Genomic DNA, 24,583 nt, shown 5'->3' on the forward strand with positions numbered 1-24,583 from the left:
TCGCCCTTATATTTGGCATTGATATTACGCTTTTGGTTTGGCCGCCGATCAGTAATATTTTGTGCCCTTATTGGCGTTACGCATAGCTGGCTGTTAGCTTAGTTCCTTACGACTCAATCACTAACAGTTCCTTGTAACCATAACCTGAGTTTAGACTCAGGTTTTTTTATATCTGTACTTTAGTGCCCGTTCCCAGCATGACAATCAGGTAAGAACACTAACCAGAATGGAGCGCTATGATGATTTGGCACGAGGAAAGGTTTGCTAATTGATAATCGGAACAAGAGTAACGATTTTGTAATGGATTACATAGGTGCGCAGAATTGTGGTGCGTAGCACTTCACATAAATAGCAGGTGATACCGAAACCTGAAGAGAAATAAGGTTATTAAGTCGGGTTTAAAACTCCCGACTGGAAGGTGCACAACCAACATACTGGAGTAGGGTATATAGGCTTTCCTGTTGCAGCGCAACGCGGCGAAATAAATTAGCGAACGTAACATCGCCGCCAAAGCAGGTTTGAATGTAGTGGTTAATTTCCGTCTCGTTATAGCCTTCGACGTACATTGTCCTCACCCATTGATATTCAACTGCCTTTAGATTAGTCAGTGTTTCTTCACTTAAGGTGGTTTTTACTGGTGGCAAGATCCAAACTCATCCATTTCTAAATTTGTTCAGGGATTTAAGCAAAGCAAGGTGAAGAATTTATGACAAAGTGAGTTGAGTGTGAAACAAATGGCGAAATAATGACATTGCTTCACACATCAAAAGGGAGAGTGGTTTTATTAAGTGCTGCGAACCGGGCTATTTAAGGTATTTGACGTGCGCTTCCATCTCTTCGCCGATTTCCTTACGCATGTTCATCAGTGCGATAGCAGAGCGCTCCAATGCTTTATCTTCCTCCGATTCTGGTATCCACTTAGGAACGTCTGTTGGTTTACCATCTTCATCCACGGCCACCATGATCACAATACAGTGAGTCGTTAAACGGTTTTTCATCTCTTTAGGGTCGCTCGCTTGTACATCAATGGCGATATGCATAGAAGTTCGGCCTGTATAGATAACTTTAGCGTTGACTTCGACCAGGTTACCTACGTGAATAGGGGAAACAAAACGAATACCGCCAGCATAAGCGGTAATACAGTACTTTCCGCTCCAGGCTGCAGAACATGCGTAAGCTGCTAAGTCGATCCATTTCATTACTGCGCCACCGTGGACTTTGCCACCAAAATTCACGTCGCCAGGTTCTGCTAGAAAGCGAAGGGTAATATCTCTTTGACCACTACTCATATGTCATTCCTTTGATTGGTTTGTTAATACAATTCATAAAATGGTTGTATCAACAAAGTGTTACTTCAACTAGGCTATTTACAATGTTTCAAAGCATACCATGCTTTTGAATGTTTACTGCATGATAAGTACTTGTTATGGATGTGTGTTTTAAATAACTTGAAAGAGGCACGGTCGGTGAGGACAAACGTTGTTCACAGTCCGCGCCGACTGTTTGGGGTTAGCCGACCTTGTTCAGTACATAATTTATAGAAAGTCAGTGATAAAATGCGGTAAAATCCTCTTCCGATCAATCCGATGTGACACTTTCCGGTACAAGAGCAAATTATGAAACATCAGCCGAGAACGGCCATAATTCGCTGGCAGATGCTGTTGCTACCGCTTAACAATAAATGGCTAAATAAATCCACATCACTCCTTACTAAAAGACGACATTTGACGCTCTTTATTGTCTTGAGTATTTAAATCAAAAAGCACTCCACTATGAAAAATTCTGACGTTTCCACCGCGATATTTCTTTTAGTCGCGGCGAATCTTATTGCGTCGTTATCAGACGTCTCTTTGAAAATGTTGAATGGAGAAGTTCCCACTTTTCAGTACGTTTTCATTCGACAATTGATCAGCTTATTAATTTTGCTGCCAATTTGGCTGCGATTAGAGAAGCCTCAACGCCATATGGGCTGTGATTGGATCACGTTCTGGAGGGCACAGCTTATTCTGCTTGGCAGTGCATGTGCAATGGTAGCGATCACTCACTTACCCTTGGCGACAGCGAATGCTATTTTTTACGTTGGACCATTATTAGTGTTACCTCTATCGGTCATTTTTTTAGGTGAAAAACCTTCAAAAGGTAAAGTGCTGGGTACCATACTTGGTTTTGTCGGCGTTCTTATCGTATTGCGTCCAGAACACTTTCATTGGGCGGCAATCATTGCTCTGGGCTGTGCCTTAGCACTGGGAGTCGGAAATATTCTGATTCGCCGCATGCCGAAAGAGCAACCATTAGTCGGAACATTGTTCTGGACAACATTAATGACCTTACCCGTTGCGTTATTACTGGCCTACCCGCAATGGATAGCAATCACCTGGCAACATTTAATGTGGATTATTGCTATTAACTTATTTGTTCTGAGTTACCATGCGTTAGTGGTCAAAGCCTTCAAGCGCGCACCAGCCAGCCAGATTGCCCTGGCTGAATATTCTGGACTTGCATTTGTAACGCTATTTGGCGTGATGTGGTTTGACGAGATCCCAGATCTTTTTACTGCCGTGGGAATCGTATTGATTGTTCTTCCCATGATGCCGATAAACTGGAAAAAGCTTTTGAGAAGAAAAATAGGCAAGCGTGAGTACGTTACAGAAAGCTAGTGTAATTTGTGCAGATAGCCAGTTTGTAACGCTGGCAATCCTGTCATCGTGACGAACAGTGTCAGAAGTTAGACGCTCAGCTAAGGCTGTTCAGGGTTTGATTAAAGTAGCCAGAAATAAAAAGCGAGCTAATCAGCTCGCTTTTTAATTGTTGTACTAACAGGCTTATTTTTTGCCAGTAGATTGCTTGTCTTCTTCTGTCAGCTCGCGGATACGACGGCTGATTTCGCGACGAGATTTAGAGATTTCTGCCGTTTTGATGATGTAGTCATCTACGCGATCTTCATAGTCGGCTTTCATGTTTTTGATGATTGCTAACATTTCATCGTGAGTCATTTCTGGCTTGATATAATCAAGAAGGTTATCCAGCAGGTCTACGCGTTTACGGTTATCACGAACTTTTCTCTCGATATCAAGAAGCTCACGTTTTAGTTTGTTTTTACGACGAGCTTGGCTAACGATCTCAAATACGCTATTCATAGTTCCCTTTCCTAATTTGTGAATACTTCTTCGATTAAAGCACAACACTCGGTAGCATAACAGTCTTAAGATCAATAGCGGGGTTGAGTTGAACACTTCTCAACCGACGACTCTGTGCTGCGGCTACAAAAGTGTGGTCACTTTAGGATTACAGCTAATGGATACGTTGTCATGACTTAACCTTCGCTATATTATCTCGGACATTAAATACAAAATGATGACACTTGATATGGACTCTCGTAGTACTGCTGAAAAAGTCGACAGTCAAGATAGTGAACAAATCACGATTTCTTTGGCTGAGAAGTTAAAAACGGCATACATTGAAGCGCGTAATCAACTTGAAATTACTGAGGTTGAACTTAACCGTTCGAAAATCATGATGATTGATGAGGACGGAAATATGAGAAAAGTGCCGATCCTCTCTGAACATTGAGACCGAACCCGATTCAAAAAAGGTGTCAAGTCTTACGCTATGCTTTAGCCTGACAACCTTTTTCAAATGCGAAAATAATAAGGAATGCATTATGAAAGTTGAGCTAACGGCAATTGAAGCACGAGTAATTGGTTGCTTGATTGAAAAAGAAGTGACGACTCCAGATCTGTACCCTCTCAGTCTGAATGCACTAACTAACGCCTGTAATCAAAAAAGCAATCGCGAGCCAGTGATGGCATTGTCTGAATCCGAAGTGCTTGATGCTGTCGATGCCCTGATTGAGCGCCGTTTGGTCAGCGATGAAAGCGCATTTAATAGTCGAGTCAGCAAGTATCAGCACCGTTTTTGTAATACCGAGTTTGGCGATCTGAAACTTACCGAGCAAGAGAAAGGCATCGTGTGTTGTATGTTGTTGCGCGGAGCACAAACGCCGGGAGAGGTACGTACCCGAACTAACCGTCTTACCACTTTCCACGATGTTAAAGAGGTTGAAACTGTTCTCGAGCATCTGGCAAGTGAAGATAAAGGACCTTTAGTCGTAAAACTTCCGCGTGAAGCTGGTAAACGTGAGTCTCGTTACATGCATTTATTCTGCGGTGAAGTTGACATAACAGCACCAGTTCCAGCTGCAACTTCTTCTCATGATTCAGACCGCGTGAGTCAGCTTGAACAGGAAGTTGCACAGTTGCGTGAGGAACTTGATGCGCTTAAAGAGCAGGTTGAATCTTTACTTTCATGAGTGAAAGTGACTTGCAGGCCTGGAGTGTCTATCTGATACGAAATAATCGCAATGCCCTGTATTGCGGTGTAACCAATGATGTCGAGCGCAGGCTTAAGCAGCATCAGGAAGGTAAAGGTGCGAAAGCGCTGAAAGGTAAAGGGCCGCTGACTCTGGAATGGACGATGAGTTTTGACTCTAAAGTTATTGCGATGAGAGCAGAGTATTTCATTAAGCGTTTAACGAAGTACAAAAAAGAGTTGTTAGTAGAGTCAAAAGCGTTCATCGGTATTGAAGAAAACCAGAGTTTGATTTTTATACCAAAGTAGTTTGCAGGTACTTAAATTATTTGCTCGGCGTGAAAGAACAATAAACCGCCGCTTGAGGCGGTTTTTTAAAACTCAGCGTTGAAATACAAGCTAATATTAGTTTGTTGTGTAGGATTAATCTTGCGCATAATGATAAAAAGAAAAAGAGATTGTAACTAGGACTCAGTGGAAGGTAGATTACGTCAGGATGACTCGGTTAGATAATAAGCTAAAGTAAGCTCAATAAAAACTACAAGAGCGAAAGATGAAAAAAACATTCGTATTCTCCCTTATTTTAATGGCCGGTATTGCCCCTGCTTCAAATGCTTCCCAAGTCCTGAATGGATATTGGGAGTATCAGGAATTTTTGGATGAGTTTCCCCAGCAGCAGAAACTCACCGACGCACTTGCTGCCGCTGTTCGTGAAAAACCTGCTCCGATTCTGCCGGAGAAAAAGCGTGAACTAAAAATTTCTGTCGTTTACCCGGGGCAGCAGATATCTGATTACTGGATCAGAAATATTGATGCATTTGAAAAGCGCTTAGATAAACTGAATATAGATTATCAGTTAAATCAGGTCTTCACCCGACCAAACGCGGATATCAAGCAACAAAGTCTTTCCCTCATGGAAGCTCTCAAAAGTAATTCGGACTATCTTATCTTTACTCTCGATACCACGAGACATCGTAAATTTATCGAGCATGTACTGGATTCAAAGAAAACCAAACTCATCTTACAGAACATCACTACACCAGTAAGAGATTGGGAGAAACATCAGCCGTTTCTCTACGTCGGTTTTGATCATGCAGAGGGCAGCCGGAAGCTGGCGACAGAGTTTAGTCAGCGTTTTCCAAAACACAGTCGTTACAGTGTTCTTTATTTTTCTGAGGGATACATTAGCGATGTGCGTGGTAACACCTTTATTCATAAGGTGAATCAGGACAGTAATTTTGAACTGCAATCTGCTTATTACACTAAGGCAACGAAGCAGTCAGGCTATGAAGCGGCGAAAGCGAGTCTCGAAAAATACCCTGATGTGGAGTTCATTTATGCTTGCTCAACAGATGTCGCGTTAGGTGCGGTAGAAGCGCTAAAGGAGCTTGACCGTGATGATATTATGATTAACGGCTGGGGAGGTGGCTCTGCAGAGCTTGATGCTATTGTGAACGGAGAAATAGATATTACCGTTATGCGAATGAACGATGATACTGGCATCGCAATGGCAGAGGCAATCAAGTGGGATTTAGAAGGGAAGTCAGTACCGATCGTATATTCTGGCGATTATGAAGTCGTGACGACATCCGATTCTCCGGAAAGAATACAAGCTTTAAAAAAGCGCGCATTTAGATACTCAGATAATTGATGACAAATACATCAAGTAGTAAACGTCGCTCATTGTCGACGCTCATAACTAAAATTATTATTCTCGTTCTTGCTCCGATTATTTTAGGCATATTCGTTCAGAGTTATTACTTCTCCAAACAGATCATCTGGCAAGAAGTTGACAGGACTAAACAACAGACGTCAGCTCTGATCCTGAATATTTTTGACAGTCATTTCGCTGCTATTCAGATCCATCACGACAGCAACTCGAAAAGTGATGTGGTACTTAACTTTTATAGTGAGCGAGATGAAGAAGCCTTAAATTTCTTTTTTCTTAGCATTGACCAGAGTGATCCTGCCCACACGCCTGAAATTCGCTTCCTCGCGGATCACCAAGGTATCCTTTGGGAGGATGGAAACGCACATTTTTACGGTATCAATGACTCGCTACTCGATAACATCGCTCGCAGTGTTACTTTTACCAATAATTGGTATTACATGACTTCGCATACCCCAATGGGCGCTCGTCATCTGCTGGTCAGAAGAGTACCTGTTATGGAACCAGAGAGTGGTGAAGTCATGGGCTACTCCTACAATATCATTGTTCTGGATAATAACTTTGCTTTAATGGAGAGACTCAAGAAAGAGGGTAATGTCAACAATGTTGTACTGGTATCGGGTGAGTTACCACTCGCGAACTCATTGACGGGCGATGAATCGTATAAGGTATCAGACGTTCTGCAAAGGAAAGAATCTCAGCATAAGCTTGATCAGCTTTTGATCATCAAAACACCAATCGAATTAAATTCAGCTGATACGGACTTGTCTCTGCTCACTGTGCAAGATAATCAGAGTGTTGTTACTCTACAGGTTCAGCACCTTTTAGCTATGTTGGCTTCGGTGATTGGTATGATTTTGATAGCCTTTCTCACCAAAGAGTGGATTGCCGAAAAAGTAGCACAACAACTGAGCTCTTTGATGTCTTACACACGTTCTGCCCGTGAAGAAAAAGGGTTTGAGCGTTTTGAGGGTTCTGATATTGAAGAGTTCGATGATATCGGCAAGACATTAGAAAATACATTCGAAGAGCTAGAGGCGCAGAAACGCTCTTTCCGGGACCTGTTTAACTTTGCGTTATCACCGATGATGGTGTGGTCAGAGTCGGGCATTCTTGTACAAATCAATCCGGCAGCAAGAAAGGAACTGGTTCTTGAAAATTCAACCGAAACCATGCATCCGATTTTCAGTAACTTTAAAGAAAAGCTGCTTCCACATCTCCACATGGCATCTCAGGGGGCGACGTTAACGGGAGTCAATGTGCCTATCGGTGATAAAGTGTACCGCTGGAACCTGTCGCCTATTCTTGTGGATGGTGATCTCAGTGGCATCATTGTCCAAGGGCAAGATATTACGACGCTCATTGAGGCAGAAGAACAGAGTAATTTAGCCAGAAAAGAAGCAGAAAAATCGGCTCAGGTTCGAGCGGACTTTTTAGCTAAGATGAGCCATGAGATCCGCACTCCGATAAATGGAATTTTAGGCGTCGCGCAACTGCTTAAAGGGTCTGTCAAATCGGTAGAGCAGAGCAATCAAATCGATGTACTTCGTCACAGCGGTGAGCACTTACTTGCTGTCCTGAATGATATTTTAGATTTCTCCAAAATCGAGCAAGGGAAGTTTAACATTCAGAAACATTCCTTCTCGTTTACGGATACCATCCGAACCTTAGAGAATATTTATCGGCCAATTTGCGATAGCAAAGGTGTAAAGTTGGTTATTGAAAACCAGCTAGATCCGCGTGTCGAGCTCTTTACTGATCAGGTTCGCTTGAATCAAATTATGTTTAACCTCCTTAGTAATGCTGTCAAGTTTACACCTTCAGGCAGTGTGCGAATGAGTGCTACTCTGGAGCAATTTGATGGCGCAGAGAATAGTGTGCTGGTGGTTGAAATTGCCGATACAGGTATTGGTATTGAACCTGACAAACTCGATCAAATGTTTGAGCCATTTGTGCAAGAAGAGGAAACCACAACACGTGAGTACGGTGGTAGTGGTCTTGGACTGACGATTGTCAAAAGTTTAGTCGATATGCTGGAAGGGGATGTACAAGTCCGCAGCCAGAAAGGTTGTGGTACGACTTTTATTGTAACCTTGCCAGTGAAAGATCGTGAACGCTTGGCAACGGATTCAGAGTTTACTCAACGCATAAAACCTAATGAGTTGTTTAATGAGACGCTAAACGTTCTGCTTGTCGAAGACAATCACACCAACGCCTTTATTTTAAAAGCGTTTTGCAACAAGTATAAAATGCAGGTTGAGTGGGCAAAGGATGGGCTTGAGGCAATGGAGTATCTAAAGAACCATACTTACGATTTAATCCTGATGGATAATCAACTTCCTCATTTAGGCGGAATCGAGACCACCAAAGAAATTCGTCGCAAGCTTAAACTCGGCACGCCAATTTATGCTTGTACGGCGGATACAGCAAAAGAAACGGGCGTGGCATTTATGGAGGCAGGAGCAAATTACATTTTGCTTAAACCAATCAAGGAACATGCATTTCATAAAGCGCTACTCGACTACAAACAACGATTTGTTATCGGTTAAAGCAAGTTGTGCAGTTTGCATTGACACAATTTAGGGAGACTTAAGTTGTGTCTTTTTGTTTTTATACAGACCAAGTAACGGTTAAGTACTTCACCGCAGCAACACTTCTCCTTTCAATGGACTATTTAATGTGACAATTATCACAAAGCATTTACTTAGCACGCTAACTAATTTATATTGCTTAGCATGCTAAGTAACTGAGTGATTCTAATGATTCAAAGTACTGATATTCTGAGAGAGCTTTCCGTTGCGGAAAAACTATCTCGCGTCGCTCGTCTATGGAAAATGGTTGCAGACCGAGAGCTGGAGCCACTTAATCTGACCTATCCGCGCTGGACTGCTTTATGGAAGCTACATCGTATGGGAGACCACGTAAGTCAGAAGCAGTTGGCGGAAGCATTAGAGATTGAATTAGCGTCCTTAATGCGTACCTTAAAGCTACTTGAGGAGCAGTCTCTGGTAACAAGACATTGCTGCGAGAGTGACAAACGAGCTCGGATCGTCAGCTTGACGCAAGAGGGGCAAGCTCTCATTACTCAGTTGGAGAGCCGAATCCTTGAGGTTCGTAAAAAACTACTCTCTGAGATCAACGACGAAGATTTAAAGACCATGGGCCTAGTCCTAGAACAAATGGCAAGTAATGCACTCGGTACACTTAGCAAATAAGTCAGAAAACCTAATCAAGAGAAGTTGAAATCTATGACTCCAGACCAAAAATTCGCGCGCTGGATTAAATATTCATGCGTAGTGTTTGTCCTTGTCTTTGCTTATTTTTTAATTGCAGATCTGGCAATGCCCCTCACTCCTCAGGCAATGGCAACTCGTTCTGTAACTAAAGTAGCGCCGCGAGTAAGTGGCCAAATCACAGAAATTTACGTGAACAACAATCAGAAAATTAATAAGGGTGACGTGTTGTTCCAGATTGACCCGTTGCCCTATCAGCTGGCGGTTGAGCGGGCTCAGCTCAACTTAGATCAGGTGATTCAAAATAATGATCAGCTAGACGCTTCGATCATTGCAGCGAAAGCAGATGTAGAAGCAAGCAAGATTGTGGCAGAGCAAAAGGTTCGTGAAGCCGCACGTTTAAATAAGCTGTTTCATCGTAACGGCACATCTCAGCAGCAACTTGATGATGCGCAGAGTAGTGCCACTGCAGCGAAAGCAAACCTTTTGGCTGCACGCGCCCGCCTTAAAGAGCTCGAAGTCAGCCGTGGTGATATTAGTGAAGCAAACGTAAGCGTACGTGTGGCTCAAAACCAGCTTAAGCAAGCAGAGCTTAATTTGTCATATACACGAGTGACGGCTGAACATGATGGTGTGGTTGCAAACCTTCAGCTTGAAGTCGGTGCATACGCCTCTACCGCAAGTCCTCTAGTTGCGCTGGTATCAGACGACGTCGATATCATTGCTGATTTTCGTGAAAAGAGCCTCCGTCATTTCAGCCGGGACAGCCGTGCATTGGTGGCATTTGATAGCTTGCCTGGTGAAGTTTTCGAAGCTCGAATCACAAGTATTGACGCAGGGGTAAGCTCTGGTCAGTTTGATGCAGATGGCCGACTTGCCACGCCAACGGTAACTAACCGCTGGGTGAGGGATGCACAGCGAATGCGTTTGCATCTGGCAATCGACGATCAAGAACAACATTCGTTCCCTGCGGGAGCGCGTGCGACAGTTCAGCTGTTACCTGACAATTTGGTCTCTGGGTGGTTTAGCAACCTGCAGATCCATTTCCTGAGTGCTCTACATTATATCTATTAAGAGGGAGGTGGTATGAAGTTATGGAACCACCCCATGTCGGAGAACGATCTGCGGCAGTGTTTGCGAATAGCGACCGGAGCTACAATTGGTTTCACCTTGTGTAAGCTTTTCGGCTGGAATTACGGCGTATTTTACACTGTGACGCCGATGCTTTTACTCGGTATGGTACCAGTAATGAGCTTGCATGCCGCTCGTCAGATGATAGCCGTAGCAGTTGTCTGTGGCCTTGAGGTCGCTATTCTTGGCGGGCTCTTTGGCGGTCATCCGTTCATGATGACCATGATTACGTTTGGTTTGTTTCTCTACAAATTTGCCTGCATGTCCAAAGGAAGCTTGTTCTTGTTTGGCGCAAGTAGTGTCCTGAACTTAAGTATTATGCTGCACTTTTCCAGTTATGACAGTACTGATCTGAATAATCTGATTTTCAGTAACCTGGAAGCTACGGTCATTTCAGTCGTTGTTGCTTACCTGGTCACGTTTCTGATTCCAGATGCAGAACCGCGTCAACCACCAGCAAGGCCATCGGAGCCAAAGAAAAACCATCGTATGCGTCATGAAGCGCTGATGGGAGCAAGCATTGCCACGATGTCATTTCTGGTTTTTCAAATCTTTGACTTGAATGACTCTCTGTCGGCCCAGGCGACTACGATATTGTTGTTATTTCCTATGCATTGGAATGGTGCCCTAGGGTATGCACGAAAAAGAGCTATGGGTACGTTACTGGGAGTAACGTTTGGAATTATCAGTCAGCTGGTACTTTATGACTGGTCTGATACTTTATTGTTCGTTGTTCCTTTGCTTTGGATTGGCGCAATGATGTTTAGTTATATGCACGTTAAAGAGTCCAGCGGTTCGGGGGCCGGTTTCGGTGGGTTAACTACGTTAGGGATTTTGTTCGGTCAGTATTTAAGCCCTGGCGGCGATTTGATCTTCAGCGCGCTTTATCGGGTGAGTAGTATACTGTTTGCAATCGTTGCTACGCTTTTAATAACGTATGTAATACATCGAATACTCAATAACATTGAGGCTACTCGTTTTGCCGAACAATAGCCGTTACTTTCAGTTCTAGTGTTCTACGTTGCCGGATCAGTAAAGATGGTTCTGGCAACGTAGAGCTCAGTTGCTGATTGATTAGCGATGTACTGGAGGACGATAGCTTTGGCTGGCACTACTTTTACTCAATACCTGGCTGGCGAGAACACTGCCGAATGTCACTAGAAACAGGGCCAGACAGGTAGCTGTATCAGGTTGCTCTTTAAAGATAGGGATTGCAAACAGTGTCGCGACTACCGGTGTTAAAGAGCCAAACGCCGCACTGGTTTCTGCGCCTATGATTTTGATGGCGTACATAAAAGTGTATGAAGCAATTAATCCCGCACCCACACCCTGAATCATTGCATGGCCAAATAACTCTTCCCATGGCCAGTATTTTATTGGCGTAACGACCAAATAGCTTTCTATCCAGCCAAAACCGACAGCCATAATAAGCAGTGCAAGCGACATCAGTGACACGAAGCCTGCACATAGATGTGGATTTAGGTCAGCGACACGCGCACTTATAGTAAATACTGCCCACATTATACTGCCAGTAAGGAATAACAGGTGTCCGTGCAGTTGCTCCCGGTTGTACTCAGTTCCGGAGTTTGAAAGCAGGAAGACAACTACACCCAATAGCACAGTAGCAAGGCCGAAAAGCCGGTGCTGGCTCAATTGCTGTCGGTAGAAAATAACGGCAATCGCTGAGACAAAGAGAGGTAGTGTTCCCGGTACTAATGCGCTGCCGTGAGCAACCGGAGCCCACTGCATTGCGTTCCCGACCACCAGTAAGTAAGGAAGTCCGCTGCCCACGACGATACCGGCTAAATACTTGTTAGGAACCGCGCGGAGCGCTTTTTTATGCTTCAAAACAAACGGGAGTAAAACTAAGCCAGGGATGAGAAATCGCACTAAGGCTATATCTGCAGGTTGCAGTTCGGATATTGCTCCTCCTTTCAGAGAAAGAAAAAAACCAGACCAGAGAAGTAAAGTCACAAATATAGCCGCATACCCTAAAATCATGCCCGACGTTTCCGTTAGTTAGCGAAGTATTAATTGTCGAATAAAACCCGCGCTTAAAGGTGGCAAAATGTGGCTTAGTTTGCATTGATGTTAGTGATATTATGTTTGTAATTACTATATTTTGATGAATATTTGCAGAGTAATGAAAATGGATAGGATAGACAGGCAATTGGTTAATCTGGTTCAGAAAGACGCTACACTAACGACTGCCGAGCTTGCTGATCAAGTCGGACTTTCACCTTCTCCCTGCGCAAGACGCATAAAGCGTTTGGAGCAAGAAGGTGTGATTAGTGGCTATCGTGCAATAGTATCTCGCAGTACTGTCGGGATAGCGATGACAGTATTTGTTGAAGTGAGTCTGAATAATCACCAAGCGTCTTCAGTTGATGAATTTGAGTGCGCCGTCTCAGAAATGGATGAAGTGATCTCTTGTCACGTTGTGTCAGGTGCCTACGACTACTTACTTGAAGTTGTGAGTAAAGATCTTGCTGGCTATGAGAGCTTCACAAGAAAATTACAGATTTTGGAGAACGTAAAAGACATGCATACTCATTTAGCGATCAGGCAAGTAAAAGGAAATGGAAGTTTGCCTATTTATGCATGATTAAGAGATAGGGGTAGATCAAAATGATCTTCTTGCCATGATCAAAAAAGCAAAGTCAGGAAACTGACTTTGCTCTATAAATTCTTACTTATAAAACCGTTATGAGTTAATGGCGGTTCTTGTACTGCGAAATTTCACAATTCCCTGTGTTTCTATCAACTTTAAACGAGAAAGCAGCTGAATGGTATTCCCTCCCATCACACCAGATTGTTTCTCCGAAGATTTTACATAGATCCAATTCACTGATTGAACCAAACCGTTTTACATGCCTAACTACTGATAAAAATTTAGCTTTAGTCGTATTAGGCTGTGTCCTGTGACTTAATCGATTGATAACCATTTGTGTAGCATCATCTCCAGTCAATTGTGACTATTTGTTAAACGTTATTAATGGTTAAAGTAACTAATAACGGGTCACAAGTAAAGCATTATTGTGACCAATGTCTCTATATAGGGGACTTTTGTGTGAAACTGGTTTTCTATTCTACTGATTGCTCAGTTGGCAGATGCTTCTTCTTTCTGAGACAGTATTAATATGTTCGCTTCCTTGTCATAAAGGCTCGCTAAGCCAAGGAACTGCGAGGAGAGATTGTTGTAGTCGTCAGCAAGTTGATTTGCGGTAATGTGGTACCACTCTGCAGTAATCTGATTTGCCATTTCGTCCGCATTTTTACAACTTTGGGCTAATTTTTCCCACTCATTGGCCGACAAGATAGATTGTGTACCGAGTTTGCTTAGCTCTTCTGCATTCTTGCTTAACTGTTCGCGATGTTTTATGGACGTCTCTAATTGGGTCTGTAGTAGATCTCTTCTCGATCTTATATGCCAAAGTATCGCGAGTTCGTCGCGATCAAACTCCTTCGACAACAGAGGTCGTTGTTTGTGGTCAGCAAGGAGTGCGTTGAAAACTTTAACGTACTTATTGTAACTTAACTCCAATTGTTTGAATTGGTTAAGATTTACATTCCATGAAGCCGGATTGCAAGGTTCAGCGGAGTGGGCAGTAAAAGGGAACAGAAAAAGTATCAGTATCCATTTAGTCTTATTGATCATTGTTTTTCACGTTATTTAAGCGACTCTTTTATCAATAGTTTATTGTTGTCGGATTATAATCAAGCATCTTTTGGGATATTTTCCCAAAGTAAAAGGAAACACATATGAAGAAAGCACTTATCGCAATAGTCGTTATGTTGTTGCTTGGAGGCGTTGGTGCTGGTATCTACTTCTTTTTCATCCCAAATGACCAGCAAGAACGAGTACTGGAAGAGGCTTCACCAGAACCTCAAGTGCAGGAAGAAACGCCAAAACCGATTATGGATTTGGAAGCTTTACCACCTGAAGTTACAGAATACTACGTCATCGACCGCCAGCTCAGTGTGTACAATAAGCCTAATCACAATGCGTTAGTCGTCGACACACTTTATAAAGGCGAAAAAGTCGCTGTGCTGGAAAAAACGAGCGGCTGGTATCGTATATCCAATTATTTGGTATATAAAGAAGGCGGCGAGGAAACGGCTGAATGGTTAAACGCAAATGGGCTGTCTGATGCAGAGCCGGTGATACAAGAGCAGGAGCGTCTGGAAATTCTCGACGGTTATCTACAGAAGTCAGACGATTTAGTGGTGCATCTCGATATGTTCCGAAACAAGACACAGAAGTTATTAGACGATAAGACATGCGATCCCAATGACTTCGAAGAGCTTGGCGGGTGGATTCGTTCAGTGACTTATAAAGGGCGTAATGTCTACTTCGTATACTGTGGCGGATTAGAGCAAGAGAATAAAATTTATCTGGACGTTGATAGCGGAGAGATATTTTATCGTTGAATCACAACAATAGTTGTGGCGCAAAGTTGGGATGTGAGATTTAGATCTTTTTAGTTGTTAAGCCCGACTAATAGGCATAGTATCGACCATGTCGAGTTTGCAGGCTCGGCTTTGTCTTCTTTTAGTGAGTTCTCATGCCTCTGATCTATATGCGAAAATTGCTTTTATTGTTGCTTGCAATGGTATTATTACCAATGCAGGTTTCGGCTGAGCAAGTAGATCAAACTCTTTATTTACCACACTTCTCTAAACTGCAACCATTTGTTGCTGGTAGTACGACCGCGAACGCTGATGTTGATTTTTCTGTAGTATCAGAGCAATCAACGCAAGTCCCCGTATCTGAAGGTCATAACACCTCAGATACATTGGCGATTATTGATCCTCAACGTAGGGCTTCTTATTTACGTGAAGGGCTGGATGAAGGAGATGTCGACTCTATTGGCGATCTCAACTCGTCCTTCTGCGCGACCGTGGAGTACACATATCGTTTAGTCGCAATAAATTGGCGTCAAAATCAGTCTGTATTCTGTCATCTCAATAGTGAGCATCGTATTTCTGGCTGGAAAGAAACCAATGCGATGTATGTTGCACTCAATAGCCAGTTTTCTGCTTAACCCCTCCTGACTATGCACATTATGTGCAAACTTGATCCGATGCCTGTATTCATCAGAGTGGCTTAACATTCAGATCACTCTGTACCCGAAATGTATTCCGGGCAGAAGTCATCGTGTCTCATACCAATCACAGTAAATAAGTAATCAGAAATCGCGTAGTAAAAATGCTTGAGAACAAGGCGGAAATTTTCGATAAGTAGTTACTCTACAATCAAAATTGACAACGCAGTTATCGAGTATTTTGGCCAGCTAGAATGACCAGTTATTTACTACGATTGGTATTGCTCCTCCCAAATTAAGAACTTCACTAACTGGTGAAGAGATGACGTTTATATGAAAAACACACTAAGACCTCCGAAAAGCAGGAAACTGCTTAACCACTATTCGGCATGGAAGTACGTCGTGCTGATCGCGACAGTCATGATACTGACCCTGAGTGCTATTCCAACCTGGTTTGGTGAACAACCAGCAATACAGGTGACATTTTCCGAACAAAGTGATGGCAAGTTGTCTGTTGTACAGCTCAGTCAACTGCTGAAAACCAATCATATCCCAACTGATAAAATCATTGAAAAAGATGGAAAAACAACCATTGTTTTTGCCAGTGAATCTGACCAAAGCAAAGCCAGAACGTTACTTAACAATGTGCTGGACAAAGAGGACAACATTACATTTTCATATGTATCCGTTGCACCAGATTGGCTGAATGAAATCGGTTTTAACCCAATCAAGCTTGGTCTTGATCTTCGCGGCGGCGTTCAATTTTTGTTGAACGTTGATGTGAACAAAGCGTTCGAAGAGCAGCGAGTTGCATTAATCGATGAGATCAAATCTGACTTACGTGAGCAACGTGTACGTGGCGTTCAGGTTCGGGCAGAAAGCGGTAATCGTATTTCTGTTGTCAGTGAAAGTGATCAGGCACTTGCCGGAGTGAACCAATTTCTGCAGCAAAACTATCCAAGCTGGGTTGCAAAGAGTTCTTCACGTGGGCTTGTTCTTGAACCAAGTGAACAGAACATCCAGGAATTTCAGTCAACCACATTAGAGCAAAACCTGAAGATCATGCGCGGTCGTATCGAAGAATTGGGTATCACAGAAGCTTTGGTTCAGCGTCAGGGTAAAGAGGGTATCCGCATTGAATTACCTGGCGTACAAGATCCAGCACAAGCCAAAAATGTGATTGGTGCAACGGCCAGCCTGGCTTTCTACGAAGTCAAAGACGCAAGCAAAGCGCACAGCAGTCAGGATTTGGTACTAAAGGATAACGAAGGCCGTACCGTGACGCTGAGCAAACGTCCGGTATTAACAGGAGAACATATTGTTAATGCTCGTGCCGGTGCCGACAAAATGGGTATGTCGGAGGTTAACATCTCGCTTGACCATGCTGGCGGCAAGAAAATGAGTGATTTCTCTGCAACTCATATCGGTAAGCCAATGGCGACGGTATACCGCGAGTACAAGACAAATGAACGGGGCGTTACTGAACGTAGTGAGCGAGTCATTAGTGTTGCGACTATCCAGTCTCAGCTTGGCAGTCAGTTCCGTATAACTGGGGCTGGCAGCATGGATGAAGCACAGCAACTGGCACTTTTACTCCGTGCAGGCTCTCTGACAGCGCCTGTCACAATTGTTGAAGAACGTACAATCGGAGCTTCTCTTGGTGCTGAGAATATTCAAAACGGCTTTGCCGCACTCTCCCTGGGTATGGGACTAACCCTGGTATTTATGGCGCTTTGGTATCGCCGTTTAGGCTGGGTCGCAAACGTAGCTTTGTGTGCCAACATGCTGTGTTTACTGGGGCTTATTGCATTGCTGCCGGGCGCAGTACTTACTTTACCCGGCATCGCGGGTTTGGTGCTCACCGTTGGTATGGCTGTCGACACCAACGTGATTATCTTTGAACGTATTAAAGACAAAATGCGCGAAGGCCGAAGTTTCGCACAGGCTATCGACCTTGGCTTTGACAGCGCATTTGCCACCATCCTTGATGCCAACATTACCACCATGATTACCGCTGTGATCTTGTACGCCATCGGTAACGGCCCGATCCAGGGCTTTGCATTAACGTTAGGTTTAGGTTTGTTAACCAGTATGTTTACCGGCGTATTTGCCTCGCGAGCAATGATCAACTTAATTTGGGGTCGCGACACCCGTCGTGATGTGAGGGTTTAATCATGGTTAAAACAATACAAAAACATATTCGTAAAGTGCGTTATTTCACTACGCTGGTTTCTGTCATTTTGACCGTAATCGCGATTGCAGCGCTAGGGATGAGAGGTTTAAATCTGGGTCTCGATTTTACCGGAGGCATGGTAACCGAGGTCAAAATAGATGAGCAGTTAACCAGCCAGGATTTGCTAAGCGCACTACAGCCAAAACGCGGAGAGTCAACATCTGTGACGCGTTCAGGAGAGGATGGGCGCTGGGTTATTCGTTATGCTGCGTCGGAACAAAGCCAGGCTCTGCCAAGTGTCGCGGATGTTCTGAAGTCGATCTCACACCGAGTTGATGTCGTGAGTAACAGCATCGTTGGCGCACAGGTAGGCCAGGATTTGTTTGAGCAAGGTGGCTTAGCTCTGCTTATTTCAGTACTAACTATCCTGGCGTACTTATGTTTCCGCTTTGAATGGCGTTTAGCCAGTGGCTCGTTGTTCGCTCTCGCACATGATGTCGTGCTTGTATTAGGTTTCTTTGCCATTACCCAGATGGAGTTTAACCTCACAGTCTTTGCAGCAATTTTGGCAATTCTTGGCTACTCCCTGAATGACTCAATTATTATCTCTGACCGGATTAGAGAATTACTGATTGCCAAGCAGAGTTGGAAAACAGAAGAGATCAATGATCAGGCAGTGATTGCAACATTTTCCCGCACCATGGTGACTTCAGGTACCACTCTGATCACTGTAGGCGCATTGTGGATGATGGGTGGAGCTGCATTGGCTGGTTTCTCTACTGCAATGTTTATAGGGGTGCTTTCTGGTACCTGGTCTTCTATTTCAATCGGTACGGTATTGCCAGAGCGTTTGAAACTCGAACCGAAACATTACCTTGCGGTTGAAGTTGATACTGCACCATAGCAGAATGAACATTAATCGATGATATAAAACTGCCACTCTAAATGAGTGGCAGTTTTGTTTTTTGCTCTGGGAATAATGGTTATTACTCAAGGAAAAATTAATCATTGAGATGGGTAATGGAGTGCTGAAGAAACCCTATTTTTCACCATTAACTCATTAATAACCAGACACCCACGCCCATCATTAACGTACCGGCGATGCGATTCATTAAACGTACGTTTTCAGTATGTCCCAGGATTCGTTTTAACCCTTTTCCCCCGGTTGCGTAAAGTGACATACAAAGGAATTCAAACATCAGGATGATAGAAATTAAAACAACCAATTGAGGGCCAAGGGCGGCATTTTGGTCAATGAATGGTGGAAGAAGCGATATCATAAAAGCCCAACCTTTCGGGTTGGCAATCGCAGTAACAAAACCTTGTACAACTAGGTTCCAATTGCCTTTAGGCAGTGCTTCTTGAGTCTCGATGCTGATAGCGAGTTTGCCACGTGAACGCCACATTTCTATGCCTAAATACAGCAGATAGGCACCACCAATAAACTTTAGCGCAACAAACAACCAAGGGTAGTTTAGCATAACTGCAGCTATACCTATTACCGCCGATATTGATACCAGTGCAACTCCGGCTAGCTCTCCGATCATCATCCATAATGTACGGCGATAACCGACACTCATTCCTAATGTGAGCGCGAGAGTCATACACATCCCCGGAGTGATTGAAACAAAAAAGAAGGTCGGGATGAACATACTGAGCAGTGTCATATTCATGGGTGTAATTATCAAGTAGTAGAAGATGACTCACAAAGATAGTGCAATCTGGTGGATGATGCTACTGCAAACTTGTTGTTATTTTTACTTTTATTAATTGAATTCTATTAAATATATTAAAAAACAATTCATCATAATTTAATTTCTGCGTCATGTTAGTGCGTCCGCACCAGATGAGCGCAATATTAATATCATAAAATTAAATAAACAAAACGTTAATTAAGAAGATAATAATAATTCTCTTTTACAATTCTATCAGGAGCTAATTAATAATGGCTCGTATTGTTTTAAACAAAATTTATTAAACAGAATAACAGACGCTAATTTGGAATTTTTGCTCTAATTTTTAGTGTTTGAAATATATTGATAATACGAAATATGACTTTAAATCACGAGTGTGTGCAATATTGGTGCAATTCTTCAAATTATTGATTTTAAAGTTAATTTGTTGAGGTTTAGTTAGTGGTCAGACAAGGTAAAGCCTTTCAAAAACAAGTGTTTAATTAAGTTTAACAAAAAATTAACATTACATTTTAAATGAGATCTATATCAACCTTATAAGAAGAGCATATCTTTTTATTTGAAATGTAATATTTTTGAGTTAACTTAAATAAAGGCACTAAAGGAATTGTGCGGAATGAATAAATAAACAGGTCAGTTTGTTTAATAGGTATTTTTATAGTCAAATGGTTTTTATCCCCATTAAGTAAGAATGGAGTCTTCAATGAATAAAGTCGCGTTGATTACTGGATCAAAAGGCGGAATTGGTTCTGCTATTTCCTCTCAATTAGTAAATGATGGCTATCGCGTTATTGCCACTTACAGCACAGGGAAGCATGAAAGTGCGTTGGAATGGTTTAACAGCAAAGGGTTTACCAAAGATCAGGTTCGCCTTTTGGAGCTGGATGTAACTGACACTGCACAATGTGCTGAAAAGTTAGCTCTCTTACTTGAGGAAGAAGGTACTATCGATGTGGTTGTCAACAATGCGGGTATCACACGTGATGGTCAGTTTAAGAAGATGACCGCACAGGCCTGGAATGACGTTATTAATACTAACCTAAATAGTTTGTTTAATGTGACTCAACCACTTTTTGCTGTGATGTGTGAAAAAGGTGGCGGTCGCATAATTAATATCTCTTCTGTTAACGGTATAAAAGGCCAGTTTGGACAGGCTAACTACTCTGCTGCTAAAGCGGGCATGATCGGTTTTTCGAAAGCACTTGCTTACGAGGGTGCGCGTTCTGGTGTAACGGTTAACGTTATTGCTCCGGGTTATACGAGCACTCCGATGGTCGAGCAAATGAAGCCTGAAATCCTGAGCTCTATTACCGATCAAGTACCTATGAAACGTTTGGCAACACCAGAGGAAATTGCTGCTTCTGTCAGCTTCTTAGTGAGTGATGCCGGTGCGTATATTACCGGAGAAACGCTGTCGGTGAACGGCGGCCTTTACATGCACTAAGGATTGTGATGATGGAAAAAGTTTATATCGTTGCTGCAAAGCGCACGCCAATTGGCGCATTTGGTGGCAGCCTGAAAGACACGCCTGCCGGTGAACTTGCGGCAGTTGCTATTAAAGGCGCACTTCAATCTGCAAATCTGGACGGCGAAAAAATTGATGAAGTAATTGTCGGTAATGTCGTTAGTGCAGGTCAGGGCATGGGCGTGGGCCGTCAGGCAGCATTATATGCCGGAATTCCAGAGTCGGTTCCTGCCTATGGCGTTAACATGGTTTGTGGCAGCGGGATGAAAACCGTAATGGACGCGGTTACTCATATCCGAAGTGGTGACGCACAAGTTGTCGTTGCTGCGGGCGTTGAAGTCATGTCTCAAATTCCATTTACGGTGCCGAGTAGCGTTCGTGATGGCAATAAAATGGGTAACATGGAGCTTAAAGATCTGCTCATTGCCGATGGCTTAACGGATGTATTTAACCAGTACCACATGGGCGTAACTGCCGAAAATGTTGCGAAGCAAGTTGGCATCACGCGAGAGCAACAAGACGAGTATGCGTTATACAGCCAGCAGAAAGCTGTTGCGGCGATTGAAGCAGGTAAATTCAAAGACGAAATCGTGCCAGTGGAAGTGAAACTGCGCCGTGAAACGATAGTCTTTGATACTGATGAATATCCAAAGGCAAACGCAACGCTGGAAGGTTTAAGCAAGCTTCGCCCAGCATTTGACCGCGAAGGTACAGTTACAGCGGGTAATGCTTCCGGTATTAACGACGGTGCAAGTGCTATCGTTGTAGCCTCAGAAAGTGCAGTCCAAGCATACGGCCTGACGCCTCTGGCAGAGGTTGTCAGCTATGCTCAGTCAGGTATTGATCCGAAAGTCATGGGCTTGGGCCCGGTAGAGTCGGTCAATAAAGCCCTGCAAAAAGCGGATTTAACCATCGAGGATATCGATGTATACGAATTGAATGAGGCTTTTGCTGCGCAAGCATTAGGCGTTATTCATCAGCTGGCTGAAACGAACAAGGTTTCAGTAAGTTCAATTCAAGAAAAAGCGAACTTTAATGGCGGTGCCATCGCGTTAGGCCATCCGCTTGGCGCATCAGGTAACCGTATTTTGGTTACTCTAGTTCACGAACTTCATAAACAAAACGGTCAATACGGCGTTGCTTCGCTTTGTGTGGGCGGTGGTATGGGTACGGCTGTTATTTTAAAAACAGTTAACTAGTTTATTAAAACGGACATTTTAAATTTTTTATCTAGGAGATAAGACATGTACACTGATTTCTTTAAAACATTCAGCAACCAAACTGAAAAAACTCTAGAACCTTACTTGAAGTTCAACAAACTGGTAACTAAGAACGTAGAAGTTCTGACTGAGCTACAACTTAATGCTATGCGTACATACAGTGAAATGGGCATTAATCAAATGAAAGCGGCGTCAGAGATCAAAGATGTAACTACTCTTACTGCATTCAGCAGCCAGCAATTGAGCGTACTTACCAAGCTTTCTCAGCAGATGACAGATGACAGCAACAAGCTGCAAGCCATCGCTCAAGAGTTTAAAGACGACGTTGAGAAACTCACTTCGGAAAATCTAAAGACAGTTACTCCTGCGTAATTTGTCTTAATATCGCCGCCCAAGTTAGATATCTATACATGGGCGGCGTTGTTTTATCCGAATATAGGAGTATGTCTATGTTTCAACACTTCTTTTCGGACTATCTTGTTAAGCTTCAGGAAACCAATCAGCAATGGTGGCATAATTTTGAAGCAAACAAGGCAGCCGTGAATTCTCCTTTGAACAAGGCTATGCAAGAAGTGAACTTTGAGGATGCTGCCAAACTGTTTGAACAAGCTGCCAACCAACCTGCTGCTATTCTTAAGCTGCAAGCAGAGTGGTGGGAGCAACAGCTACAGATATGGCAGAACGTCGTTTTAGCAGGCAACCAGAAGCAAATCATAGAAGCCGAACAGGGTGACAAGCGCTTTTCTCATGAGGATTGGCAAAATGAAGCGATGTACAGCTTCATAAAGCAATCCTATCTTTTGTTTAGTAAAACCTATTTGGAAACCATCGAGTCTTTAGAAGGGCTGGATGAGAAGGCAAAAGAGAGAATTATTTTCTTTTCGCGCCAAGCCATAAACGCCCTTTCTCCTTCTAATTTTATCGCGACGAACCCAGAGCTATTAAAGCTGACACTGGAGCAAAACGGTCAAAATTTGTTAGCGGGTTTGGAGCAGTTGAAAGAAGACGTTGAGTCGAGTGCGGACATTCTGAAAATCCGTATGACGAATAACAATGCTTTCCGTGTTGGTGAAGATGTTGCAACCACCGCGGGCGATGTGGTTTTCAAAAATGAGCTGTTCGAACTGATCCAATACCGTCCGTTGACTGAGAAGGTAAACGCAACACCATTGTTGCTTGTTCCTCCTTTTATCAACAAGTATTACATCATGGATATGACGGCTAAGAATTCAATGGTGCACTGGTTGCTAGAGCAGGGACACAGTGTATTCATGATCTCTTGGCGCAATCCGGGTAAAGAGCAAGCTAATGTCGAGTACGGTGACTACGTAACGGAAGGGGTGGTCAAAGCGGTCTCAGCAATAGAAGACATTACTGGTCAAGATCAAATTAATGCCGCAGGTTACTGTATTGGCGGTACTTTGCTCGCGACTACTATTGCATATTACGCCGCGAAGCGTATGAAAAAGCGTATTAAGTCCGCCACTTTCTTTACTACGCTGCTCGATTTTTCTCAGCCGGGAGAAGTGGGTGCTTACATCAACGAAGCCATCATCAGTGCAATCGAAGCTCAGAACAACGCAAAAGGGTATATGGACGGTCGCTCATTAAGTGTGACTTTCAGCTTGTTGCGTGAAAACAGCCTGTACTGGAATTACTACGTGGACAACTACCTGAAAGGGAATAGTCCGGTAGATTTTGATTTGTTGTATTGGAATAGTGACAGCACCAACATCAGTGCGGCGTGCCACAATTTCATGCTTCGAGAGTTTTACCTAGAGAACAAGTTAGTTCAGGATAAGGGCGTAAAAATCGGTGGTGTGTGGATAGACCTCAATAAGATCAAAATCCCGAGCTATTTCGTGTCTGCGAAAGAAGACCATATTGCTCTGTGGCAAGGGACTTACCGAGGTGCTCTCAATACTGGCGGTAACAAGACGTTTGTACTGGGTGAATCGGGCCATATAGCCGGTATCATTAATCCACCAGCTAAAAACAAATATGGCTTTTGGGTGAACGATACATTAGAAGACTCGGCGGATGAATGGCTAAGTAATGCAGAGCATAAAGAGGGTTCTTGGTGGAGCCACTGGAATGACTGGTTACTACAGTTCAACCAGAAAGAGCAGGTTGCACCATTCCCTGTTGGCTCTGACAACAATCCAGTGATTGATCAAGCGCCGGGCGTCTACGTCAAACAGGTGTTGCCTGTGGAATAACACCCTTCGGTTAGGGCTTTTAGTATTAAAAATAGCGACCTATATGGTCGCTTTTCTTTTTAGCAATCGCAGTTCTCGCTGCTTTTAAAAATTGCAGATTCCTGGAGCTAAACCGTATAAAAGTTGCACTACGCACTTGCCTTGTTAACGATTCTTGAACTTACTATCCCTGATAGGATTTGAAGCTTGCCTGTGGAAACAATTTCCGGATCGTATGATGTCATTTAGAGATTTATCTTACATAAATTCTTTTGATGAAAATGTAACATAAATACTTTTATAACAATGATTTACCATTGCCTTTATGTGAGGCTAGGTATAACTCACGTTACTAATCTATCTATTAATAACAACCATCACTTCGCTCTTTATTTTACATGTGGAGATAACTAGATGAATGTAAAAACCCTACACAAAAGCTACTTA

The 24,583-nt window shown here is 43.2% G+C and carries 25 protein-coding genes; 18 read left to right on the forward strand and 7 right to left on the reverse strand.

Features of this window, described 5'->3' with window-relative positions; all coding sequences use genetic code 11:
• Window positions 1–398: 398 nt before the first annotated feature.
• Both KHN79_RS15790 and KHN79_RS15795 read right to left on the reverse strand, forming a co-directional pair.
• Window positions 399–644 (reverse strand): hypothetical protein, encoded by a 246-nt coding sequence (locus KHN79_RS15790; protein ID WP_182010727.1) that lies wholly within the window; start codon window positions 642–644, stop codon window positions 399–401.
• Between the two features lie 159 nt (window positions 645–803).
• Window positions 804–1,289, reverse strand: a complete 486-nt coding sequence (locus tag KHN79_RS15795; RefSeq protein ID WP_182010726.1) for an acyl-CoA thioesterase — start codon at window positions 1,287–1,289, stop codon at window positions 804–806.
• Window positions 1,290–1,772: 483 nt separating this feature from the next.
• Between KHN79_RS15795 and KHN79_RS15800 the strand changes: the two genes are divergently transcribed.
• Complete coding sequence (locus KHN79_RS15800; protein WP_182010725.1) at window positions 1,773–2,657, forward strand: DMT family transporter; 885 nt, start codon at window positions 1,773–1,775, stop codon at window positions 2,655–2,657.
• Between the two features lie 165 nt (window positions 2,658–2,822).
• Here KHN79_RS15800 and KHN79_RS15805 read toward each other — a convergent pair whose 3' ends face one another.
• Window positions 2,823–3,137 (reverse strand): DUF496 family protein, encoded by a 315-nt coding sequence (locus KHN79_RS15805; RefSeq protein WP_182010724.1) that lies wholly within the window; start codon window positions 3,135–3,137, stop codon window positions 2,823–2,825.
• A 217-nt stretch (window positions 3,138–3,354) separates the two neighbouring features.
• Here KHN79_RS15805 and KHN79_RS15810 point away from each other — a divergent pair, with 217 nt between their 5' ends.
• The 8 genes from KHN79_RS15810 (at window position 3,355) to KHN79_RS15845 (ending at window position 11,334) form a co-directional block, all read left to right on the forward strand.
• Entirely contained in the window at window positions 3,355–3,570 is a 216-nt protein-coding gene (locus KHN79_RS15810) for a hypothetical protein (protein ID WP_182010761.1), read from the forward strand.
• Between the two features lie 91 nt (window positions 3,571–3,661).
• Entirely contained in the window at window positions 3,662–4,309 is a 648-nt protein-coding gene (locus KHN79_RS15815; RefSeq protein WP_182010723.1) for a YceH family protein, read from the forward strand.
• Window positions 4,306–4,617, forward strand: coding sequence for a GIY-YIG nuclease family protein (locus KHN79_RS15820; RefSeq protein ID WP_182010722.1), 312 nt, complete (start codon window positions 4,306–4,308; stop codon window positions 4,615–4,617). Before KHN79_RS15815 ends, KHN79_RS15820 begins: the two co-directional genes overlap by 4 nt.
• 244 nt (window positions 4,618–4,861) lie before the next feature.
• Window positions 4,862–5,959, forward strand: a complete 1,098-nt coding sequence (locus KHN79_RS15825; protein WP_182010721.1) for an autoinducer 2-binding periplasmic protein LuxP — start codon at window positions 4,862–4,864, stop codon at window positions 5,957–5,959.
• Window positions 5,959–8,526: a quorum-sensing autoinducer 2 sensor kinase/phosphatase LuxQ gene (luxQ, locus tag KHN79_RS15830; RefSeq protein ID WP_182010720.1), complete on the forward strand. Its 2,568-nt coding sequence runs from the start codon at window positions 5,959–5,961 to the stop codon at window positions 8,524–8,526. The genes KHN79_RS15825 and luxQ overlap by 1 nt, the downstream gene beginning before the upstream one ends.
• A 210-nt stretch (window positions 8,527–8,736) precedes the next feature.
• Window positions 8,737–9,192: a MarR family transcriptional regulator gene (locus KHN79_RS15835; protein WP_182010719.1), complete on the forward strand. Its 456-nt coding sequence runs from the start codon at window positions 8,737–8,739 to the stop codon at window positions 9,190–9,192.
• A gap of 33 nt (window positions 9,193–9,225) precedes the next feature.
• Window positions 9,226–10,284: an HlyD family secretion protein gene (locus tag KHN79_RS15840; RefSeq protein ID WP_182010718.1), complete on the forward strand. Its 1,059-nt coding sequence runs from the start codon at window positions 9,226–9,228 to the stop codon at window positions 10,282–10,284.
• Window positions 10,285–10,296: 12 nt separating this feature from the next.
• Entirely contained in the window at window positions 10,297–11,334 is a 1,038-nt protein-coding gene (locus tag KHN79_RS15845; protein ID WP_182010717.1) for a DUF2955 domain-containing protein, read from the forward strand.
• An 81-nt stretch (window positions 11,335–11,415) separates the two neighbouring features.
• On the opposite strand, the gene KHN79_RS15850 is transcribed toward KHN79_RS15845, so the two are convergent.
• Window positions 11,416–12,342 (reverse strand): DMT family transporter, encoded by a 927-nt coding sequence (locus KHN79_RS15850; RefSeq protein WP_182010716.1) that lies wholly within the window; start codon window positions 12,340–12,342, stop codon window positions 11,416–11,418.
• A gap of 148 nt (window positions 12,343–12,490) precedes the next feature.
• Between KHN79_RS15850 and KHN79_RS15855 the strand changes: the two genes are divergently transcribed.
• A complete protein-coding gene (locus KHN79_RS15855) occupies window positions 12,491–12,946 on the forward strand; it encodes an Lrp/AsnC family transcriptional regulator (RefSeq protein WP_182010715.1) in 456 nt (151 codons plus the stop codon).
• A gap of 106 nt (window positions 12,947–13,052) precedes the next feature.
• On the opposite strand, the gene KHN79_RS21815 is transcribed toward KHN79_RS15855, so the two are convergent.
• Window positions 13,053–13,286, reverse strand: a complete 234-nt coding sequence (locus tag KHN79_RS21815) for a hypothetical protein (RefSeq protein WP_310648671.1) — start codon at window positions 13,284–13,286, stop codon at window positions 13,053–13,055.
• A gap of 155 nt (window positions 13,287–13,441) precedes the next feature.
• Window positions 13,442–13,999 carry an ATPase gene (locus KHN79_RS15860; protein WP_182010714.1) on the reverse strand — a complete coding sequence of 186 codons (558 nt, stop codon included), beginning with the start codon at window positions 13,997–13,999 and terminating at the stop codon, window positions 13,442–13,444.
• Window positions 14,000–14,103: 104 nt separating this feature from the next.
• On the opposite strand from KHN79_RS15860, the gene KHN79_RS15865 reads away from it, so the two are divergent.
• The 4 genes from KHN79_RS15865 (at window position 14,104) to secF (ending at window position 18,463) form a co-directional block, all read left to right on the forward strand.
• Entirely contained in the window at window positions 14,104–14,772 is a 669-nt protein-coding gene (locus tag KHN79_RS15865; RefSeq protein ID WP_182010713.1) for an SH3 domain-containing protein, read from the forward strand.
• 134 nt (window positions 14,773–14,906) lie between these two features.
• Window positions 14,907–15,386: a hypothetical protein gene (locus tag KHN79_RS15870; RefSeq protein WP_182010712.1), complete on the forward strand. Its 480-nt coding sequence runs from the start codon at window positions 14,907–14,909 to the stop codon at window positions 15,384–15,386.
• Window positions 15,387–15,719: 333 nt separating this feature from the next.
• Window positions 15,720–17,558: a protein translocase subunit SecD gene (gene secD, locus KHN79_RS15875; RefSeq protein WP_182010711.1), complete on the forward strand. Its 1,839-nt coding sequence runs from the start codon at window positions 15,720–15,722 to the stop codon at window positions 17,556–17,558.
• 2 nt (window positions 17,559–17,560) lie between these two features.
• Window positions 17,561–18,463: a protein translocase subunit SecF gene (gene secF / locus KHN79_RS15880; protein WP_182010710.1), complete on the forward strand. Its 903-nt coding sequence runs from the start codon at window positions 17,561–17,563 to the stop codon at window positions 18,461–18,463.
• A gap of 148 nt (window positions 18,464–18,611) precedes the next feature.
• Here the strand turns inward: secF and KHN79_RS15885 are convergent, their stop codons facing one another.
• On the reverse strand, window positions 18,612–19,232 hold the full coding sequence (locus tag KHN79_RS15885) for a LysE family translocator (RefSeq protein ID WP_182010709.1): 621 nt from the start codon (window positions 19,230–19,232) through the stop codon (window positions 18,612–18,614).
• Between the two features lie 724 nt (window positions 19,233–19,956).
• Here KHN79_RS15885 and KHN79_RS15890 point away from each other — a divergent pair.
• The 4 genes from KHN79_RS15890 to phaC all read left to right on the forward strand — a co-directional run bounded on the left by KHN79_RS15890 (window position 19,957) and on the right by phaC (window position 24,157).
• A complete protein-coding gene (locus KHN79_RS15890; RefSeq protein WP_182010708.1) occupies window positions 19,957–20,697 on the forward strand; it encodes an SDR family oxidoreductase in 741 nt (246 codons plus the stop codon).
• An 11-nt stretch (window positions 20,698–20,708) separates the two neighbouring features.
• The gene (locus KHN79_RS15895; protein ID WP_182010707.1) at window positions 20,709–21,917 is read left to right on the forward strand and encodes an acetyl-CoA C-acetyltransferase; all 1,209 of its coding nucleotides are present in this window, start codon (window positions 20,709–20,711) and stop codon (window positions 21,915–21,917) included.
• Between the two features lie 45 nt (window positions 21,918–21,962).
• The gene (locus KHN79_RS15900; protein ID WP_182010706.1) at window positions 21,963–22,310 is read left to right on the forward strand and encodes a phasin family protein; all 348 of its coding nucleotides are present in this window, start codon (window positions 21,963–21,965) and stop codon (window positions 22,308–22,310) included.
• A gap of 77 nt (window positions 22,311–22,387) precedes the next feature.
• Complete coding sequence (phaC, locus tag KHN79_RS15905) at window positions 22,388–24,157, forward strand: class I poly(R)-hydroxyalkanoic acid synthase (protein WP_182010705.1); 1,770 nt, start codon at window positions 22,388–22,390, stop codon at window positions 24,155–24,157.
• The last annotated feature ends 426 nt before the right edge of the window (window positions 24,158–24,583 follow it).

Source organism: Vibrio sp. B1FLJ16 (assembly GCF_905175385.1).
Taxonomy (GTDB): domain Bacteria; phylum Pseudomonadota; class Gammaproteobacteria; order Enterobacterales; family Vibrionaceae; genus Vibrio.

Bases quoted from the DNA above. Each gene is read 5' to 3' on its own strand.
- KHN79_RS15900 (WP_182010706.1), top strand. From the start codon at position 21,963: ATGTACACTGATTTCTTTAAAACATTCAGCAACCAAACTGAAAAAACT.
- KHN79_RS15885 (WP_182010709.1), bottom strand. From the start codon at position 19,232: ATGAATATGACACTGCTCAGTATGTTCATCCCGACCTTCTTTTTTGTT.
- KHN79_RS15855 (WP_182010715.1), top strand. From the start codon at position 12,491: ATGGATAGGATAGACAGGCAATTGGTTAATCTGGTTCAGAAAGACGCT.
- KHN79_RS15795 (WP_182010726.1), bottom strand. From the start codon at position 1,289: ATGAGTAGTGGTCAAAGAGATATTACCCTTCGCTTTCTAGCAGAACCT.
- KHN79_RS15840 (WP_182010718.1), top strand. From the start codon at position 9,226: ATGACTCCAGACCAAAAATTCGCGCGCTGGATTAAATATTCATGCGTA.
- KHN79_RS15815 (WP_182010723.1), top strand. From the start codon at position 3,662: ATGAAAGTTGAGCTAACGGCAATTGAAGCACGAGTAATTGGTTGCTTG.
- KHN79_RS15800 (WP_182010725.1), top strand. From the start codon at position 1,773: ATGAAAAATTCTGACGTTTCCACCGCGATATTTCTTTTAGTCGCGGCG.
- KHN79_RS15895 (WP_182010707.1), top strand. From the start codon at position 20,709: ATGGAAAAAGTTTATATCGTTGCTGCAAAGCGCACGCCAATTGGCGCA.
- KHN79_RS15890 (WP_182010708.1), top strand. From the start codon at position 19,957: ATGAATAAAGTCGCGTTGATTACTGGATCAAAAGGCGGAATTGGTTCT.
- KHN79_RS15810 (WP_182010761.1), top strand. From the start codon at position 3,355: ATGACACTTGATATGGACTCTCGTAGTACTGCTGAAAAAGTCGACAGT.
- KHN79_RS15805 (WP_182010724.1), bottom strand. From the start codon at position 3,137: ATGAATAGCGTATTTGAGATCGTTAGCCAAGCTCGTCGTAAAAACAAA.
- KHN79_RS21815 (WP_310648671.1), bottom strand. From the start codon at position 13,286: ATGGTTATCAATCGATTAAGTCACAGGACACAGCCTAATACGACTAAA.
- KHN79_RS15820 (WP_182010722.1), top strand. From the start codon at position 4,306: ATGAGTGAAAGTGACTTGCAGGCCTGGAGTGTCTATCTGATACGAAAT.
- KHN79_RS15825 (WP_182010721.1), top strand. From the start codon at position 4,862: ATGAAAAAAACATTCGTATTCTCCCTTATTTTAATGGCCGGTATTGCC.
- phaC (WP_182010705.1), top strand. From the start codon at position 22,388: ATGTTTCAACACTTCTTTTCGGACTATCTTGTTAAGCTTCAGGAAACC.
- KHN79_RS15870 (WP_182010712.1), top strand. From the start codon at position 14,907: ATGCCTCTGATCTATATGCGAAAATTGCTTTTATTGTTGCTTGCAATG.
- KHN79_RS15850 (WP_182010716.1), bottom strand. From the start codon at position 12,342: ATGATTTTAGGGTATGCGGCTATATTTGTGACTTTACTTCTCTGGTCT.
- luxQ (WP_182010720.1), top strand. From the start codon at position 5,959: ATGACAAATACATCAAGTAGTAAACGTCGCTCATTGTCGACGCTCATA.
- KHN79_RS15860 (WP_182010714.1), bottom strand. From the start codon at position 13,999: ATGATCAATAAGACTAAATGGATACTGATACTTTTTCTGTTCCCTTTT.
- secF (WP_182010710.1), top strand. From the start codon at position 17,561: ATGGTTAAAACAATACAAAAACATATTCGTAAAGTGCGTTATTTCACT.
- KHN79_RS15865 (WP_182010713.1), top strand. From the start codon at position 14,104: ATGAAGAAAGCACTTATCGCAATAGTCGTTATGTTGTTGCTTGGAGGC.
- KHN79_RS15835 (WP_182010719.1), top strand. From the start codon at position 8,737: ATGATTCAAAGTACTGATATTCTGAGAGAGCTTTCCGTTGCGGAAAAA.
- KHN79_RS15845 (WP_182010717.1), top strand. From the start codon at position 10,297: ATGAAGTTATGGAACCACCCCATGTCGGAGAACGATCTGCGGCAGTGT.
- secD (WP_182010711.1), top strand. From the start codon at position 15,720: ATGAAAAACACACTAAGACCTCCGAAAAGCAGGAAACTGCTTAACCAC.